The organism is Halorubrum halophilum (assembly GCF_000739595.1).
Classification (GTDB): Archaea; Halobacteriota; Halobacteria; order Halobacteriales; family Haloferacaceae; genus Halorubrum; species Halorubrum halophilum.
Map to the genome: position 1 here is coordinate 1 of NZ_BBJP01000047.1, position 14,461 is coordinate 14,461.

Here is a 14,461-nt window from a genome sequence, read left to right on the forward strand (position 1 = left end):
CTGTCGATGTGATCGACTGAGAGTGATTAGAACAAATCGATAGACGTGTGTTCTTCTATCTAGCTAGTAGCTAGAACTAGAAAGAAGAAAAAGAGAAGGTGGAAGAGACTCTCAATTTTGCCCCAAATCGTGACGTAGATGAGACGTTAGTCCAATCTGGAATTCTGTCACCCCTCCCTTCCTTGGAGGCTGGAACAAATCGATAGGGGTGAGAGGGTGTATGGGTATTCTTTTGAATCGGTTGAGACGATAACCCCTAACAAATCGTCGGAGGTTACGGAGAGGAACAGCGTAAACCTCTAATACCGTGGATTTGACGGTCATACCGGCAGAAAAGAAATCGACAGGGGAATCTTTTAGTATTTTGGTAGAGTGGGTCCCAATATGCCCACGGATCCTGGTCCCGAGGGAACCTCCGAGTCCACGGGTTCTATCAAAGATCTCATTCTCGAGCAGGAAGAAGCCGCGAGTCTCATCAAGAACCGGTCGCTCCTTGAGCCGAACGAGATCGTCGACGAAGAACGTATCGTCGGTCGTGACACACAGCTCACCGATATTACTCAGCACCTTCGCGTCGCAATAAGTAACGAGCGACCGCCGAATCTTCTCCTCTATGGTCCTTCTGGAACCGGGAAATCTCTTATCATCAACGCTGTCTGTCAGAACATCGTCGAACTCTGCGAAAGCCGTGATATCCGGTTCGGCGTCATCCAGATGAACTGCCAGAACGTGGGAACCCTCGGCGCAGCTGTCTACGAACTTTCCCGAAAGGTGGCGAACGACATCGGAACAACTGTCGATGTCCCGGAACATGGAGTTCCAAACAAGAAAAAATGGCGCGAACTCTACCGTCTGATCAACGACCACTACGATACAGTTGTATTTATTCTCGATGAACTCGATATGCTCGTCGGTCGTCGAGATAAAGACGAGCCCGCTTTTTCGCGCCTTCTCTATCAGCTCTCTCGTGCTGGAAGCACCGACGAGATTACTGCCCAAGTCTCTGTCACTGCCATCACTAACGACACGAAGATGATGGAGAGTGTGGGAAGTCGCGCTCTCAGTTCCTTTACCCCTGAGGACGTTCACTTTAGTGACTACGACGCCGACCAGCTCCGGGAAATTCTCCGGGCTCGGGAGGACGCCTTCCACGAGGATACACTCAGCGGTGACGTCATCCCGCTTGCAGCTGCATTCGCTGCCCAAACCAATGGAGACGCACGGAAGGCGATCGACCTGATGCGAACAGCTGGGTCGATTGCGGAAAAAACAGGTGCAGACAAAGTCCGGGAGGAACACGTTCGACAAGCCCAAGATAAGGTTGAGAAGAACCGCGTGTTGGAGGTGACACGTGGGATTAGTACGCAGAAGAAGCTCTGTCTGTTCGCGACTGCAGCTGTGGCCCGTGAGGATGGAACTGGTGCAGCAAGGAGCCCGATTGGATACCGGGTGTATCAGTACTTGACAGGTACCCTAGATTCGGATCAGTACCACCAGGAGACGTACGTGAATAAGATGAAAGAACTCACGACGTATTCGTTGGTCGAGACAGAGCGGAAGAGTCAGGGACCACACTCGGGTAGCTACCTCGAGTTCACGTTTGGTGAGAATCCGGAGACTATCATCGAGACGCTCCGAGAAGATTCGCGGCTAGACGACGTCCACAATGACGAACTCCGCACCGTCGTGAATGCACAGCTCAATCAGTAGGGTGTTCACCGAACAAGTCGATAGGGGCGAGGGTGTTATCGATGACTCAGTTTTATCGGTGACAGGAACAAGTCGATAGAGGTGGGTCTACAGACTGTGGTGGTCGCTCACACAACAAATCGATAGGGGCGACTGTTTAGCATTTTGCGTTACCGATATTCTAAAAATCGTAGATGACGCTGGGATCTTTTGTGAATGAACGGTACTGTAGTCAACTGATCGAGGAACCACGCTATTGTCGTGAGGAAAACTGACACTCCCGCCTATGGAAGATACACGTATGACGAGCTACGTGTTTCGTGTATGGTTGCTCCCGAATCCGCCACTGGAGCTCGAACCCGACGAGGAGGTCTGGCGGGATATCGAAGTCGACGGGTCACATACACTAGCCGAATTCCACGAGGCGATCTTCGAGGCGTTCGAGCGTTGGGACAGCCACGCCTACGAGTTCATCACGCGCAACGAGGACGGCATCGCGCTCCGGAGCTACGTCCACCCACAGCTCTACGACGGCGGCCCGAGCTGGCGAGCGATGGACGACGCGGAGATCGACCGCTTCATCGATCAAGCCGTGCCCGACGACGCCTCCGAAGACGCCAAAGCGCGGTTTCGCGAGCTCCAGTCGAATCCGCCGCCGGAAGGTAACGCCGCCGACACCACGATCGACGAGTTAAATCCGGAAGAGCTGGGAGCGCTCTCCTACACGTTCGACATGGGTGACAACTGGGAACACTACATCGAACTCCAGGATACTCGCAACGCATCGTTGGACAGTAGCCCCGTGGTCGTCGACGAACAGGGGGACGCACCGTCCCAGTATCCCGATATGGACGAGTAGCGGGTGGTTGTCCCGCCTACAGTCGTTTTTCGTCAATGATGGCGGCGGTATCTGTCCCGGCGATTGTGTCGGATTCTGCCAGCAGGTCGTCGATCTCGTCTGGATCGTAGACCTCCTTGACGATGCAGTAGTACTGTGACGGCGTTCCGAAGTCGTAGACCATGCTGAGCCGATCCCCTTCTCGGAGCGTCGCACGTTCAGCGATGTCTCCGATCGTCACGCCACTCGCGTTCGTGTACGAGGGGTCGTCGATCTTCTCATACTGGTGGTCCGGGAGAACGTTGAGTGACGAGTCCAGATACTCGTCTTCGAGGCCGTACATCCGGAGATGAAGATCATCGAGCGTACTGAATCGACACACGAGCCGATCGAGTTCTGCTATCGTCGTTTCCGGCCGAACGACGATATCGTACCACTCCTCGCGAGCGCGACCCTTCTGCTTCCAGCGAAGACGGTAGCCGGTGGTGCCGATACGAGATTCTACCTCCATGCTTGCATCCTGTCTCAGCTGGTCGATCTCATCGAGTGTTGCAGCCCAGCAATACGAACAGATCTCATCTGGCGCATCGCTCTCGAATGCCGTCTTGTCGAGACCTTTCCAGTCAGCATATCGCGGTAAATCGATGTATTCACTCGCGGGTGAGCGCGTACTCCGATCACACAGCTTCTCGCCGGGCAACTCCTGACGAGGGGAATAGGTCGACCTGCCGACTGGTTCTGCTTTCAGGTCGACGATATGGTCGACAGTCCCTATCTGACTGACTTCGATAACAAATCGCTCCAGTATCTCCGTCTCTGAATCGGTCATGGTTTTGGTAGTCTGTTATTCGACATCACTCGGAAGGATTCCATACGTTCTGGCGACCGAGACGATCTCTTCGCGGAACTCCTCGAACTCCTCACCGTGCGAGTCCGCGAGTGTTTCCACCTCGTCAGAATATGCCTCGCGGATCGCTCTCGCTTCGGCCCTCCCCTCGACGGTCGGTTTCCAGAGGGTTGTCGTGCCATAGTCCCCTGATTCGAACGACGGCCCAGATCGCTCGCGTTCTCCGACACACTCGACTAATCCCCGTTCTTGCAGTGTTTGAAGCGCGGTTTCGACTTCAGGTCCGAACTCCGAATCCATCGAGAGAAGCTCTTCGAGTGGCGGCTCTTCGGATCCACCTTCTGTCGTGATTGCGTCGAGTTGCGTACAGGCTACAACGAGGTCGTCAGTCGTCTTTTCGACGCCAGCGTAATCGTGTTTGTATCGTCTGTCGTGGGTAGTGAGTTGATCGATGAGTAACCGCTCGATCCACGTCTCGGTTTGCATGTCTGTATCCTACGATCGGAATCAACAAAGCGTGTCGCACGAAGTTGCATGTCGGGACGAACAGCAGCCACCGATCAATCGAGTTTTGCCCGCTCTTTCAGCTCGCCGACTAGGAGATCGAGGATCGCTTCTTTGTCCTCCTCGGGAACGTTCCTGCCGTCGAGTTCGTCGAACTTCTCTTCCCAGTGATCTATCCACGACCCGAACACGTCCTCGAATGTGTCTTCTGGATCGTCTGCAGCCCTGACGTCCTCGATCCCCTTCTGAATCATCTCGTGGGGCCCTCCGGCTCCAAGCTCGGCTTCGAGTACCAGCCATGGTTCGTACTCGAAGGTCGAAGAAAGTTCTTCGATATGCCACGTCTCGTCGTTCAAATCCAGTTGATACTCCGTCACCACGTGAAACCGAGCTGGTGAGGCATCGACACCCGGCACACCCATGTCCGAAAGGTACACCGTCGGATGACGCTCGATCTGTAACGAGAGCATGTCATCTGCTTCGAACTGGAATCTGAAAGCCCGCTCTCTGATCTTTCCCAGTGTCAGCCCATCTTCAGGCAGGTCGATGTCACACTCGTCCAGCACGGTGAGAACGCGGTCTTTGGTAGTCCTATCCATTATCCTCACCTGGTTTCGACTACTCAGTGAAGCCCTCCAACAGTTCCTCGAGCATCGGGCGGAGCTTGTATTTCCGGTAATGTTCGTCTCGGAGATCTTCGACGTAGACACACCACTCATCGAGTTCACCGACAACTCGGGCGGCCTTTCCGGCAGTTTCCAGCCACTGGACGGCGTGTCGGTACCGTTGGGACTGTCCCTCCTCGATGATTGGCTTGGCTTGTTCCTTACAGGCGTCGATCGTCCAGTCTGGGTGCTCATCCCAGACTTCCTCGACGACCGGCTCCACGACCTTGTAGTCCGAAAATCGATCCGCGATATCGATAGCCGCCTCGTACTGCTCTGCGTACAGGAAGATTTCGACGTGCCGTCGCGCAACTCGCTGCGTCGTGTCCTTGTTCCGAAGCGATGTCACCAACTCTTCGCGAATAGTCATCCACTCCTCACCGGCGAGTTCCTCTGCCGCTTGGTAGGCCGCAAGCGTCGGCGAGGCTTCGAATGCGGCGATAGCCGCCTCCAAGGCCACCTCCGGTTCGTCGAGGCTGGCGGCTCGATCGCGGAGCCACTCGGCCAGCTCAGCTTTCTCGCTGCCGTCTAGTGTCAATCCGCGTTGGGCCACCTCCAGTGCTGCTCGGGGCCGATCATGGTTTCGCAGCGTCTGGGCTAGTGTGAGTGCTTCGTTCGGGGAGGACAAGTTGTGCCGGCCGTATTCGATCGCCTCGTCGATCCGTCCTTCCTCCACGAGCTTGGTTACGTAGTCATCGATCAGATCCGCAGCCTCCGCCAGATCCAGGTACTCCTCGTTGCGACCTTGGCGCTTGAGGACGTTGAGGTGAGCCCTGATGAAGTCCTCGGCGTACCACGGTGGATCCCCTCCCCAGAGGTCGGCATAGCCGATATCGCCCTGCATCGCTCGCTGAACCGGTTCGAAATCCCAGCCCCGTTGGGCGGCTTCGAGCGCGGCACTGTACGGCGGATGGTGTGTATAGCCTCCCATCTCCTGTACCCACGTCCAGAGGCGATCCTTCCAATCGGTACGCTCGACCTCCGAGAGGTCGGCGGTGAGCAGCGCCTCGGCCAGCACTCGGTCGACCTCGTCGAAGAACTCGAAGATCGCGTTCGAATCGTCGTACGAGAGCGCGAGCCACTCTTCGTCCATGAGTTCGTTGGCCAGCGGTTCGAGGATGTCCAGTGCCGTCTCGCCGTCGCCAGCCTCGACGGCTGTGCGTGCCTGATCGAGAAGGCCTCGCAACTTCTCGACGTCGGTTTCGGCTGCCTCGTACGGGTCGTAGGCGTGAGCGCTTCGCCCCTTAGTCGGTCCGAGAATGTTCTGTACCTGCTGGCGGATCGATTCGCGATTGATGTCCGGAGTTCGACCGTGTTCGCCATTCTCCGTCTCGTCTTCTGACTCGGCTGTTTCGAGTTCGGATTCGATCTGGGATGCCAGCTCCGGGCGACTCTCAATGAGGCTGGTGAGAACGTCACGGAGGATCTCGGGCTCGGCATCCGCGATCAGTTCGGAGATAGGCGGTCGCTGGTCGATCCCATCGGAATCGCGGACGTACGTCAGGAGAACGGCGACACGGTGCTTGCAAATCCCACCGTGATCGTACGGACAGGAACACGCCGTGTCAACGACCCCAGTTTCGTCGAGATCGATCCGCACCTGGTAGGGCTCGTACTGGCTGCCTTCAACCGCCGCTCGGATCGTCTCACCGCGCCGGACGAGCTTGACGACGGCACCCTCGGCGTAGTAGTTTCCCCCCCCGGTCGTATGACTGGGGACGTGCCAGATCCCGGACTGCTGCCTCCGTGAGTGTCGGGTCGGGATCAACCATCGCTCGTATGGTATCTACGGATTAAACCCGTAGTAATTGTGGTGGGCGGTTGGGTGGCTGTGTGCCTACGAATCTGGAACCCAGACGCCTTTCACCGGCTGGAAGACGGCGTAGGCGTCGACATCCGACGTGTCGGTCGGATGAGCGGTGTGTAGCGTGAGTTGCCCCCTGCTCGTGTGTTCTCGGTTCTGTTCAGTTACCCACTCCTCTGCGTCCGCTTTCAAGTCGAAGGCGAGTCGACCATCCTCATCGAAATTCGCCTCCGCGAGTGGTGTCTCGCGAAAGACCGAGTCTTTGATTTCCACGATGTAGTCGACCATAGCTGTTCGTTCGCGGTAGCTCTCCTTTAGAATTCCCCGTGCTGAACAGATTAGATCTCTGCCAACCGTACAAACCGTATATGGAACTGACGCTCGAACATCTCCAGTCTGAGCACCTCGATCCGCTTCCGCTCTTTCAGTCCGAAGAAGCGACACTCTGGCACATCGACACCACACACATCCGGACGTGGTCGCCGACGATCACGTCAACGCCAGACTCGCCACAGCCACGATCTGGTCACTCGACGAGGATCGGACATACGCCCTGCTCGTGCTCCGGGAGAAGGTGGAGTGACGAAGCGATCCCAGAATTACTGCGCTATCTCGCTACCCATCTACATGGATCGGATACGGCCGTAGCGGAAACGTTCTCCATCGGGGTGTTCACGGCGACTGCGGTCAGGTCGCCTGCGGGCCGGACCGTCTGGTGGCGTGAAGACTACGTCGACGACACCGCCGGGTGAGGAACGGATATCCTCTCGAAGGCCGACCCGAGGAATTACGCCGCCATCCAACCAACAACGCTTATGGATCACACTCACGAGGCGTTCGCTGACGCACTCTCCTCGGGCGACACCGAGCGCGTGAATCGGGCGATCGACGAAATCGAAAACACCGAACTCGAGGAACGAGCCGCCCTGTTCGACGAGTGTTTCGATATGTGTCTCGACCTCTACGAGGCCGACGATGGATACCAGCGACAGTCCGTGATTCGCTTTGCGGCCAGTCTGTATCCGCGCTTGGCCTATCGAACGGTCGGTGCGGACCTCACCGACGAGGCGTTACCGGGTGAGTGGACGCTCGAGGAAATCGCGACCCACCGCGAACGATTGCGGGACCTCTACGCGGACGCGCTCCGCGACGACGACGGCCGCGTGCGACGCGCGGCCGCCAAGGCGACCAAGGAACTGGCGCTGACCGCCGAGATGCTTGAAGCCGAGGACGAACTCTGGTCCATGATGGACGAACTGGACACGCTCGCCGAGGAGTGTGCAGACTCGAAGCGAAAACATGTCGAGCAGGCCTACGAGAACGTCGCCTTTCACGCGGAGAAGCCGTTTTCCCTACTCCCGGACGGGCTTCGGAACGCGCTCGAAGGCGACGACCACAGTAGTGGACGGTAGCTCACTCGAACGCTCTTGTGTAGGACATTGTTGATAGCTTGCTGTCTTGCGATTTCGGTCTATCCCGGGTGAACTCTATTCGGCTTAGAGAGACGTTCAGATCGGTGGTTGTGGCTACTTGTGAAAATACCGTGACCGTATCAACAATCTCCTACGGAAGAGCGAGACCCAATTTCACCCCACGCCTAGACAATACTGGGGATCTTGGAAAGATCCTCTGAGGATAGGCTCAAAATTAACCAACTAACTGGCGCTTCTACTGGTATCTGTTGGTTAATCACGTTGACCATCACAGCTAAGCCCGGGAGAGGGCTATCGCACAGCACTCGCTGGGAGACGACAGACCGGCCACGGCAACTGACCAGATGGTGTATCTGGACCCTGCTCAAGTCGGGTTTTATTTGTAGAATTGACCTATGACTTGGTATGACCGACTCGCCGTCTCCAAGCGTCTCTGTCTCGTTATCTGAGTCGACTAACGTTTCTACAGTCTTGGACCGGGCCGGAATTGATTACGTTACCGTTCATGAGCAGCGACTGCTGGCGATCTATCATACCGGAATTTTCAATGTGACAACCGAACCGGAGTCAGTGTCGAATGCCCGCACGCTTGAGATCGAATGCTGGGAAGCCCCACTCCCGTCTCGTAGTGATGAGCGATCGCCACAGGAGCTTCTCGAAGACTTTGCGGCCGTATTTGATGCTGGCGATGAGTCCTGAAATGGTCACTCGAGAACCTTGATCAGACCGACGGTAATCGGTTGAGAGCACTAGAAACGCTAGAAACAAGTCAGCTGGCACGAGTCAACACAATACGCCATTTATGGACATTTCTGAGACGCTCCAGACACTGTATACTGCGACTGTTGTGCAAGACGATGGTACCTATCAAATAACTGTACCAGACCGTGAGATAGCCACCGGGACACTTTCTGAGGGTGAAACATACCGTGTTGCGCTCATATCGACATCGACGTCGAATATCGAAGCCACCGACGCGACTGAGGCCACTCAGTCAGCTGACCACGCTGCTCAGCAACACGAATACGACGGCCCGCCTGTCGAGGAAGGTGAACAGCGAGACGTTGAAATCGAGAACCTCGGTGACCAAGGTGACGGTATCGCGAAAGTCGAGCGCGGCTACGTTGTGATCGTTCCCGAAACGAGTGTCGGAGACCGAGTCACCGTCGAGATACAACAGGTGCGTGAGAACGTTGCGTTCGCTGATGTCGTTGATGACACCCTTCGCGGGGAAGTCTAGGACCGCAGGTTGGCACGAACGGGTGGTTATGGCAAACTTCTCACACCACTACTCACTTTCTGGCTTACCGATGTACTCCGATTTCATCGTCCCGTTTTCACGATAGTACCGATAGAGATACGGACCGTGCATATCCGCAGGATCTCCGCTAGCGCACTTACAGCTATCGTCGCCACAGGTGACTTTCTCTTTGACGACGGTCCCGCTTCCTGCGCCATCGGGATCGTCGACGGGCTCGGCAGCCTCGGGAAGCTCGTCAGTGTCGACCGACTGGTCGCGATATTCGATGAGCGTCTCAATATAGTTCTGTACCTCCTGGAGTGTCTCCGTATCCTGTTTGGGGAGCCCCTCCGCGAGATACTTCGGGAGCGAGGTAGGTGGTGACGGCTGCTCCATACCTTATGTAACAACCGGTGCCATGTTAGCGTTCGGATGCTACATAAGGAATTGAACCTTCTCTACCAACCGTGACCACCTCAGCAATTACTCAAGATCGTAGGCAGCAATTTCGTGAGAGCCACACCGTGGACATTCATCGACGTCCTGCTCCACACTGTACCCACAGTGACGGCACTCGTGGTGCGTTGTCGATGACGGCTCGAGCCTGACGATCTGCTGGATGAACTGTTTACTAATCATCGGTGGGGTCGACGATCTCGCCACAGCCGGGACATTCAGCCCACATGCCTGGGGTACCGGTGGCTGTTTCATACCGGATGATCGCATGTCGTCCAGTGACTGTCTCGCCGCAGAACGAGCAGGCGCCACGGACTATCTCTGAATTATTAGGAGCCATCCTCACGAGTTCACGGGGCTTTTTTTAGGGGAGAGGGAGCGTGTGACATCGTTTTAGAGCGGACCCAGTTGTTGAGACTGGCCTCACTCTGCTCCCTCACATCAACTTATGTGCTCTGTGACTTATATCCCGGGCGAGCGGAGTGGAAGTACTGTTCGAGGACAGCAGCGTGACTGTGGATCGTGCGTACCGTTCGCGCAGTTACAGTGACAATCCAAGATCGCCGAGAGTGGTGAGCCGTATCTTGTAGGCGAGATTGATACTTCGAACCACTACTACTCTGGGTAGTGGTCTTCGACTTCTGTGACAAGGGCTTCTGCTCGTGCTTCTACGCTCGGAGAACTCTTCTTATTGGATATCTCTGTCTGCTCATCTAATTCGAGGCTCGGAACGTCCTGCTCCCAGCCCGACTCAGCATAGCTGTCGTCGGTGGGTGTCACTTCGAAGAGTTTGACAGCTGCGTCAAGCGATCTCAGCCGATTCGTTAGCTTATCAACTCGCCATGGCTCGATATAATAAACGCTCTCTGTCTGTTTGATGAGTCCGTTCTCGACAAGTTGAGCCACCGTGTCTGATACAGTTGCTTTGCTATGGCCTGTTTGAGCTGCGATTTCTTGTGGCGTGAAGCCGTACTCGTGGGCTGTTATAAGGAAACTGAGAATCTCATACTCGACCGATTCTGGATTGACCGGGAAGGGCTCGTCAGTAATGAGATCATCGACGGGGACAGGCATTACATCACTTGTGTCGCTAACTGATATTACATGTTTCGCAGAAATGTATTTTTGTGGCTACTGCCCATATGGCTCTGTTGAAACCCTCTACAGGAGATATGTTCTGACCTAGTTGCGGTCAACGCAGGGTACATATTTCGCACTCTGGTCAGTAGTGTATTGACACGGGGTTCGTTACAATAACAGCAGTTTCAGACGGGGTTTGTTGTAGTGAAGTAGGGGATAGTACACTTGGATGATGACCAGCCGCTAGGTCCTGTTAGTATGGCCTATTTCTGAATTCGCAGCCTGCCCCGAACATCTATTTCGGAGGTGAATATATCTGGAGAAGGGGAATTGTACAAAGCCACGAAATACCTACTCCACGGCCTCTGAGTCACTGTATCGGCGATGTAGATGCTGAATCGACGAGTGAGTACTCACGATCTCGACTCGTGCCTTCTGCTTCAAGAAGGTTGTACTGTGCCATCTTCGAAAGGTAGGTCCGGACCGTGCGCTTCGTCCGCGGATCGTCGACCGCGTCAGTATAGCGGTCGTGAATCTCGCTGGGTCCAAGTGGGCCATGGTCGCGAACAATATCGTAGACGACTCGCTGATGCGGCGTGAGCGAGTCGAGACTCTTCTGCTTAATTTGAGCCCGAGCATCTTCAGCAGCGTCTAGGAGGATGTCGTTGGTGACCTCCTCGTGATTTTCGCGGTCAGCTGTGCTGGCTGCGCTGCGAAGCATCCCGATCGCGAGACGGGCATCACCAGCAGCGGCATCAGCGATCTGATAAAGCTGCTCGTCGGTGATAACGCCGTTTTCAAGCCCCCATTTCGTTCGAGCACTCAGAATGTCGTAGAGTTGCTCGTTGTGGTACTTGTCCATCCGGACGTGTTCGCTGGAGCGCAGCCGGCTCACAAGGCGGTCGTCGACGCGGCTGAACAGCTCTTCTTCTTTGTTTGCGATACAGATCACTGCGAACTGCTCCATACTGTGGAGGTCGTAGATGAGGCTCGGGTCTTCGAGTTGGTCGACCTCGTCGAGGATGACGACGGTTCGAGGACCGTCGTACTGTTGGAGCCGATCAATGAGCTCGTCGTGGGGAGTCGACTGGCGATGGATGTCTATCGTCGCGCCGATGTCGTCGAGGATCTGGTACAGTGTCCGGAAGCGGCTGTAGTTTCGCCAGCAGTTGACGTAGGTGGCCTCGACGTCGAGAACTTCCTCGCGGAGCCGTTCGGTAACGAACTTTGAGACACAGGTTTTACCGACACCGCTCGGGCCGGTGACGATGGCCGTGTCAGCTGGCTCGCCGTTCGTGATCGGTTCGAGAACGCTCGAGAGGTGGTTGACTTCGGCGTCGCGATGCTCGACTTCTTGAGGGACGAACCCGGCGCGGAGGACGCGAGCATCACGGATCATCTGTCGGTGGGTAGTTATTCTCAGCGAGAGTGATATAAGTGTGACCGGGTAGATTCCGGAAAAGCTCTGATCACAGTGGTATATTCACCTCGATTGCTCCGCTGTCTCTCGATTCTGATTGTGGAAACACACTGTTTTCCGGAAACGTCCAGAAACCCAGTCAACGGTGGGGAGATCGCTCTAGGATATCGAAGATATCGATTGCTTTGTACTCTCGATTGCGCTGCTGTCCAGTCACTTCAACAACCAGCCCGTCTGTTTCGACTTCTTCGATCGCGTTGTAGGCAGTCTGTCGACTCACATTGAACCGTTCTGTGACGTCGTTCGCAGTGAAGTACGGAAGCTCGAATAGATTTCGCGCGAGCTTGTGACTCGTCTTTTGGCTCGGATACTGCTCTTCGTATTCTCGGCGCAGTTCGATCAGTTCGAACGTTCGCTCGTAGGAATCGCGAGCTTGTTCTTCAATGCCCTTGATAAAGAACGCAATCCAGTCACGCCAGTTGCCCCCTTCGCTGACCGCCCGCATCTTTTCAACGTACTCCTGTTTGTTCCGGTTAAAATACGCACTCGGATAGAGATACGGATCGGATAGATAGCCGGCTTCACAGAGTTGTAACACGATCAAGATCCGTCCAAGCCGCCCGTTGCCATCCGAGCAGGGATGGATTGTTTCGAACTGGTAATGAGTGATCGCCAGGTCGACTAACGGGTGATACTCACCTCCCATTTGAATGTACGCCTCAAGAGACTCCATCAATTCCGGGACGCTGGTTGCTGGTGGCGGAACGAACGGGGACTGATTCCGACGTGGCGACGGAATATGAACGTCACTGTCTCGCCACTCTCCGACAATTTCGCCTTCATTCCGAACCCCTTCGAGCAGTGTTTCATGTAGTGACTTCAGCAATGCTAACGAGATTGGCTCACCGCTTTTAATCGCGTCAAATCCGTCTCTGAGAGCGCGTTCGGCGTTGAGGACCTCTTGTAAGTCACGACTCACACTCTCGGTGTCGCCAGACTTACTTCGTGTGTGGTACGCGTATACCTCGTCCATCTCGATGTCTGCCCCTTCTATTTCGGCGGTCTCGACGGCTTCGAGTCTGAGAAGGGATGTGTACAACACCGGCGAGAAATCGACTGTTGGACTTATTCCATCGATACGTCCGAGCTGAAACGTTGCGTCCGATATCCTCGATGTGAGCTCGTCGTCGATCTCGATTGGGGATGAGACGGGCAACTTCTCTGGAATGTAGTATGGATGGGGATGCGACTGCCGGTAGTGTCCCGGCGCCTCCGAAGGCAGATCTTGCGTTCCCATTTTGAATTAGATCGTGTGTGACGCGTCTTAATCATACTGATTATAAACTAGTTTGAATAACGAGGCACACTCGACCAGTTTATTCTCACAGGCACGCAGAATTTGTCTACCGCATTCTCTATCGTAATTTGACTGTCATATTTGCCCGAACTAACTAATATTATTAACCATGTATGTTATTGTGCTATGGTATCACTAGGCAGGATTCGCGAACTATACGGCGACATGGTAACGGCCCGGTACTACGAAGAACGCCTCCAAGAGGAGTATCTGGAGGGCAAGCAGCCGGCGTTCGACATCTCCGCAGGGCCGATCCCCGGTGAACTACACCTTGCAGCGGGGCAAGAAGCGGCCGCCGTCGGGGTCTGTCATCACCTTCGTCCGGAGGACACCGTCACGGCACCGCACCGACCACACCACGTCGCTATCGCGAAGGGGGTCGATCTGAAACGGATGACGGCCGAGATCTTTGGGCGGGAGACCGGTCTCGGAAAGGGCAAAGGCGGTCACATGCATCTGTTCGATCCCGACGTGAATTTCGCGTGTAGCGGCATTATCGCCGAGGGGTGTCCGCCGGCGGCCGGGGCGGCGTTGGCGGCCAAGAAGCGGAACACGGATTCGGTCGCGGTCGCGTTCCTCGGTGAAGGGGCGATCGACCAGGGGGCGTTCCTCGAATCGCTGAATTTCGCGAGCGTCCATAATCTTCCCGTCGTGTTCGTCATCGAAGACAACGACTGGGCGATCAGCATGCCCAAAGAGCGCGTCACCGACGTGGAGGACGGCTCGGACAGGGCCGCCGGATTCGATATGCCCGGTGTTCGTGTCGATCAGGACGATGCCGTCGCCGTCTACGAGGCGGCCGGGGAGGCGATCGGCCGTGCGCGGGATCGGAACGGACCCACGCTCGTAGAGGTACAAGTCCACCGTCGGATGGGACACTTCATGGGCGATCCGCAAGCGTATCGCTCCGACGACGACGAGGACGCGGCGCTCGCTCGCGATTCGATCGATAGTACTCAGGATAATTTCTGGAGATCAAGGAACTCTGCGACCCAGTTTTTCGCAAAGCTCACGCGGTTAGTCAGCTGCTCGAAAACATCACTCAAGAGAGTGCGGAACTCCTCCGCACTCTCGACAATTAGCGGTGAGAGTTCCCATTTCAACTGTTTCCAGAAAAGAGGTGTGGAT

At 55.6% G+C, this 14,461-nt stretch carries 14 protein-coding genes and 3 pseudogenes; 6 read left to right on the forward strand and 11 right to left on the reverse strand.

Features of this window, described 5'->3' with window-relative positions; genetic code table 11:
• Positions 1-384: 384 nt before the first annotated feature.
• Both ACP96_RS13590 and ACP96_RS13595 read left to right on the forward strand, forming a co-directional pair.
• Positions 385-1,710 (forward strand): orc1/cdc6 family replication initiation protein, encoded by a 1,326-nt coding sequence (locus ACP96_RS13590; RefSeq protein WP_050033705.1) that lies wholly within the window; start codon positions 385-387, stop codon positions 1,708-1,710.
• A gap of 280 nt (positions 1,711-1,990) precedes the next feature.
• On the forward strand, positions 1,991-2,548 hold the full coding sequence (locus ACP96_RS13595; RefSeq protein WP_050033715.1) for an IS1096 element passenger TnpR family protein: 558 nt from the start codon (positions 1,991-1,993) through the stop codon (positions 2,546-2,548).
• A 16-nt stretch (positions 2,549-2,564) separates the two neighbouring features.
• Here ACP96_RS13595 and ACP96_RS13600 read toward each other — a convergent pair whose 3' ends face one another.
• The 5 genes and pseudogenes from ACP96_RS13600 to ACP96_RS13620 form a co-directional block, all read right to left on the reverse strand.
• A complete protein-coding gene (locus ACP96_RS13600; protein ID WP_050033706.1) occupies positions 2,565-3,356 on the reverse strand; it encodes a hypothetical protein in 792 nt (263 codons plus the stop codon).
• A 15-nt stretch (positions 3,357-3,371) separates the two neighbouring features.
• Positions 3,372-3,860, reverse strand: a complete 489-nt coding sequence (locus tag ACP96_RS13605) for a hypothetical protein (protein ID WP_050033707.1) — start codon at positions 3,858-3,860, stop codon at positions 3,372-3,374.
• A gap of 74 nt (positions 3,861-3,934) precedes the next feature.
• Entirely contained in the window at positions 3,935-4,477 is a 543-nt protein-coding gene (locus ACP96_RS13610; protein ID WP_050033708.1) for a hypothetical protein, read from the reverse strand.
• Between the two features lie 19 nt (positions 4,478-4,496).
• Positions 4,497-6,315, reverse strand: a pseudogene (locus ACP96_RS13615) (SWIM zinc finger family protein).
• Between the two features lie 65 nt (positions 6,316-6,380).
• Positions 6,381-6,635 (reverse strand): hypothetical protein, encoded by a 255-nt coding sequence (locus ACP96_RS13620; protein WP_050033709.1) that lies wholly within the window; start codon positions 6,633-6,635, stop codon positions 6,381-6,383.
• Between the two features lie 527 nt (positions 6,636-7,162).
• On the opposite strand from ACP96_RS13620, the gene ACP96_RS13630 reads away from it, so the two are divergent.
• The 3 genes from ACP96_RS13630 (at position 7,163) to ACP96_RS17980 (ending at position 9,020) form a co-directional block, all read left to right on the forward strand.
• Entirely contained in the window at positions 7,163-7,759 is a 597-nt protein-coding gene (locus ACP96_RS13630; RefSeq protein ID WP_050033710.1) for a hypothetical protein, read from the forward strand.
• A gap of 426 nt (positions 7,760-8,185) precedes the next feature.
• Positions 8,186-8,479, forward strand: coding sequence for a hypothetical protein (locus tag ACP96_RS18785; protein WP_123619544.1), 294 nt, complete (start codon positions 8,186-8,188; stop codon positions 8,477-8,479).
• A 103-nt stretch (positions 8,480-8,582) separates the two neighbouring features.
• Positions 8,583-9,020, forward strand: coding sequence for a TRAM domain-containing protein (locus ACP96_RS17980; RefSeq protein ID WP_082222555.1), 438 nt, complete (start codon positions 8,583-8,585; stop codon positions 9,018-9,020).
• Between the two features lie 48 nt (positions 9,021-9,068).
• On the opposite strand, the gene ACP96_RS17985 is transcribed toward ACP96_RS17980, so the two are convergent.
• The 5 genes from ACP96_RS17985 to ACP96_RS13655 all read right to left on the reverse strand — a co-directional run bounded on the left by ACP96_RS17985 (position 9,069) and on the right by ACP96_RS13655 (position 13,273).
• Positions 9,069-9,416, reverse strand: coding sequence for a DUF6788 family protein (locus ACP96_RS17985; protein ID WP_082222556.1), 348 nt, complete (start codon positions 9,414-9,416; stop codon positions 9,069-9,071).
• Positions 9,417-9,651: 235 nt separating this feature from the next.
• Positions 9,652-9,816: a DUF7837 family putative zinc-binding protein gene (locus tag ACP96_RS20040; protein WP_439331102.1), complete on the reverse strand. Its 165-nt coding sequence runs from the start codon at positions 9,814-9,816 to the stop codon at positions 9,652-9,654.
• Between the two features lie 275 nt (positions 9,817-10,091).
• Positions 10,092-10,550, reverse strand: a complete 459-nt coding sequence (locus tag ACP96_RS13645) for a MarR family transcriptional regulator (RefSeq protein WP_082222557.1) — start codon at positions 10,548-10,550, stop codon at positions 10,092-10,094.
• A gap of 376 nt (positions 10,551-10,926) precedes the next feature.
• Positions 10,927-11,955, reverse strand: coding sequence for a Cdc6/Cdc18 family protein (locus tag ACP96_RS13650; RefSeq protein WP_050033713.1), 1,029 nt, complete (start codon positions 11,953-11,955; stop codon positions 10,927-10,929).
• Positions 11,956-12,115: 160 nt separating this feature from the next.
• A complete protein-coding gene (locus ACP96_RS13655; protein WP_050033714.1) occupies positions 12,116-13,273 on the reverse strand; it encodes a Fic family protein in 1,158 nt (385 codons plus the stop codon).
• A gap of 186 nt (positions 13,274-13,459) precedes the next feature.
• On the opposite strand from ACP96_RS13655, the pseudogene ACP96_RS13660 reads away from it, so the two are divergent.
• Positions 13,460-14,284 (forward strand): annotated as a pseudogene (locus ACP96_RS13660) (thiamine pyrophosphate-dependent dehydrogenase E1 component subunit alpha); the annotation flags it as partial.
• A gap of 5 nt (positions 14,285-14,289) precedes the next feature.
• Here the strand turns inward: ACP96_RS13660 and ACP96_RS19610 are convergent.
• Positions 14,290-14,461: pseudogene (locus tag ACP96_RS19610) on the reverse strand (IS630 family transposase); the annotation flags it as partial.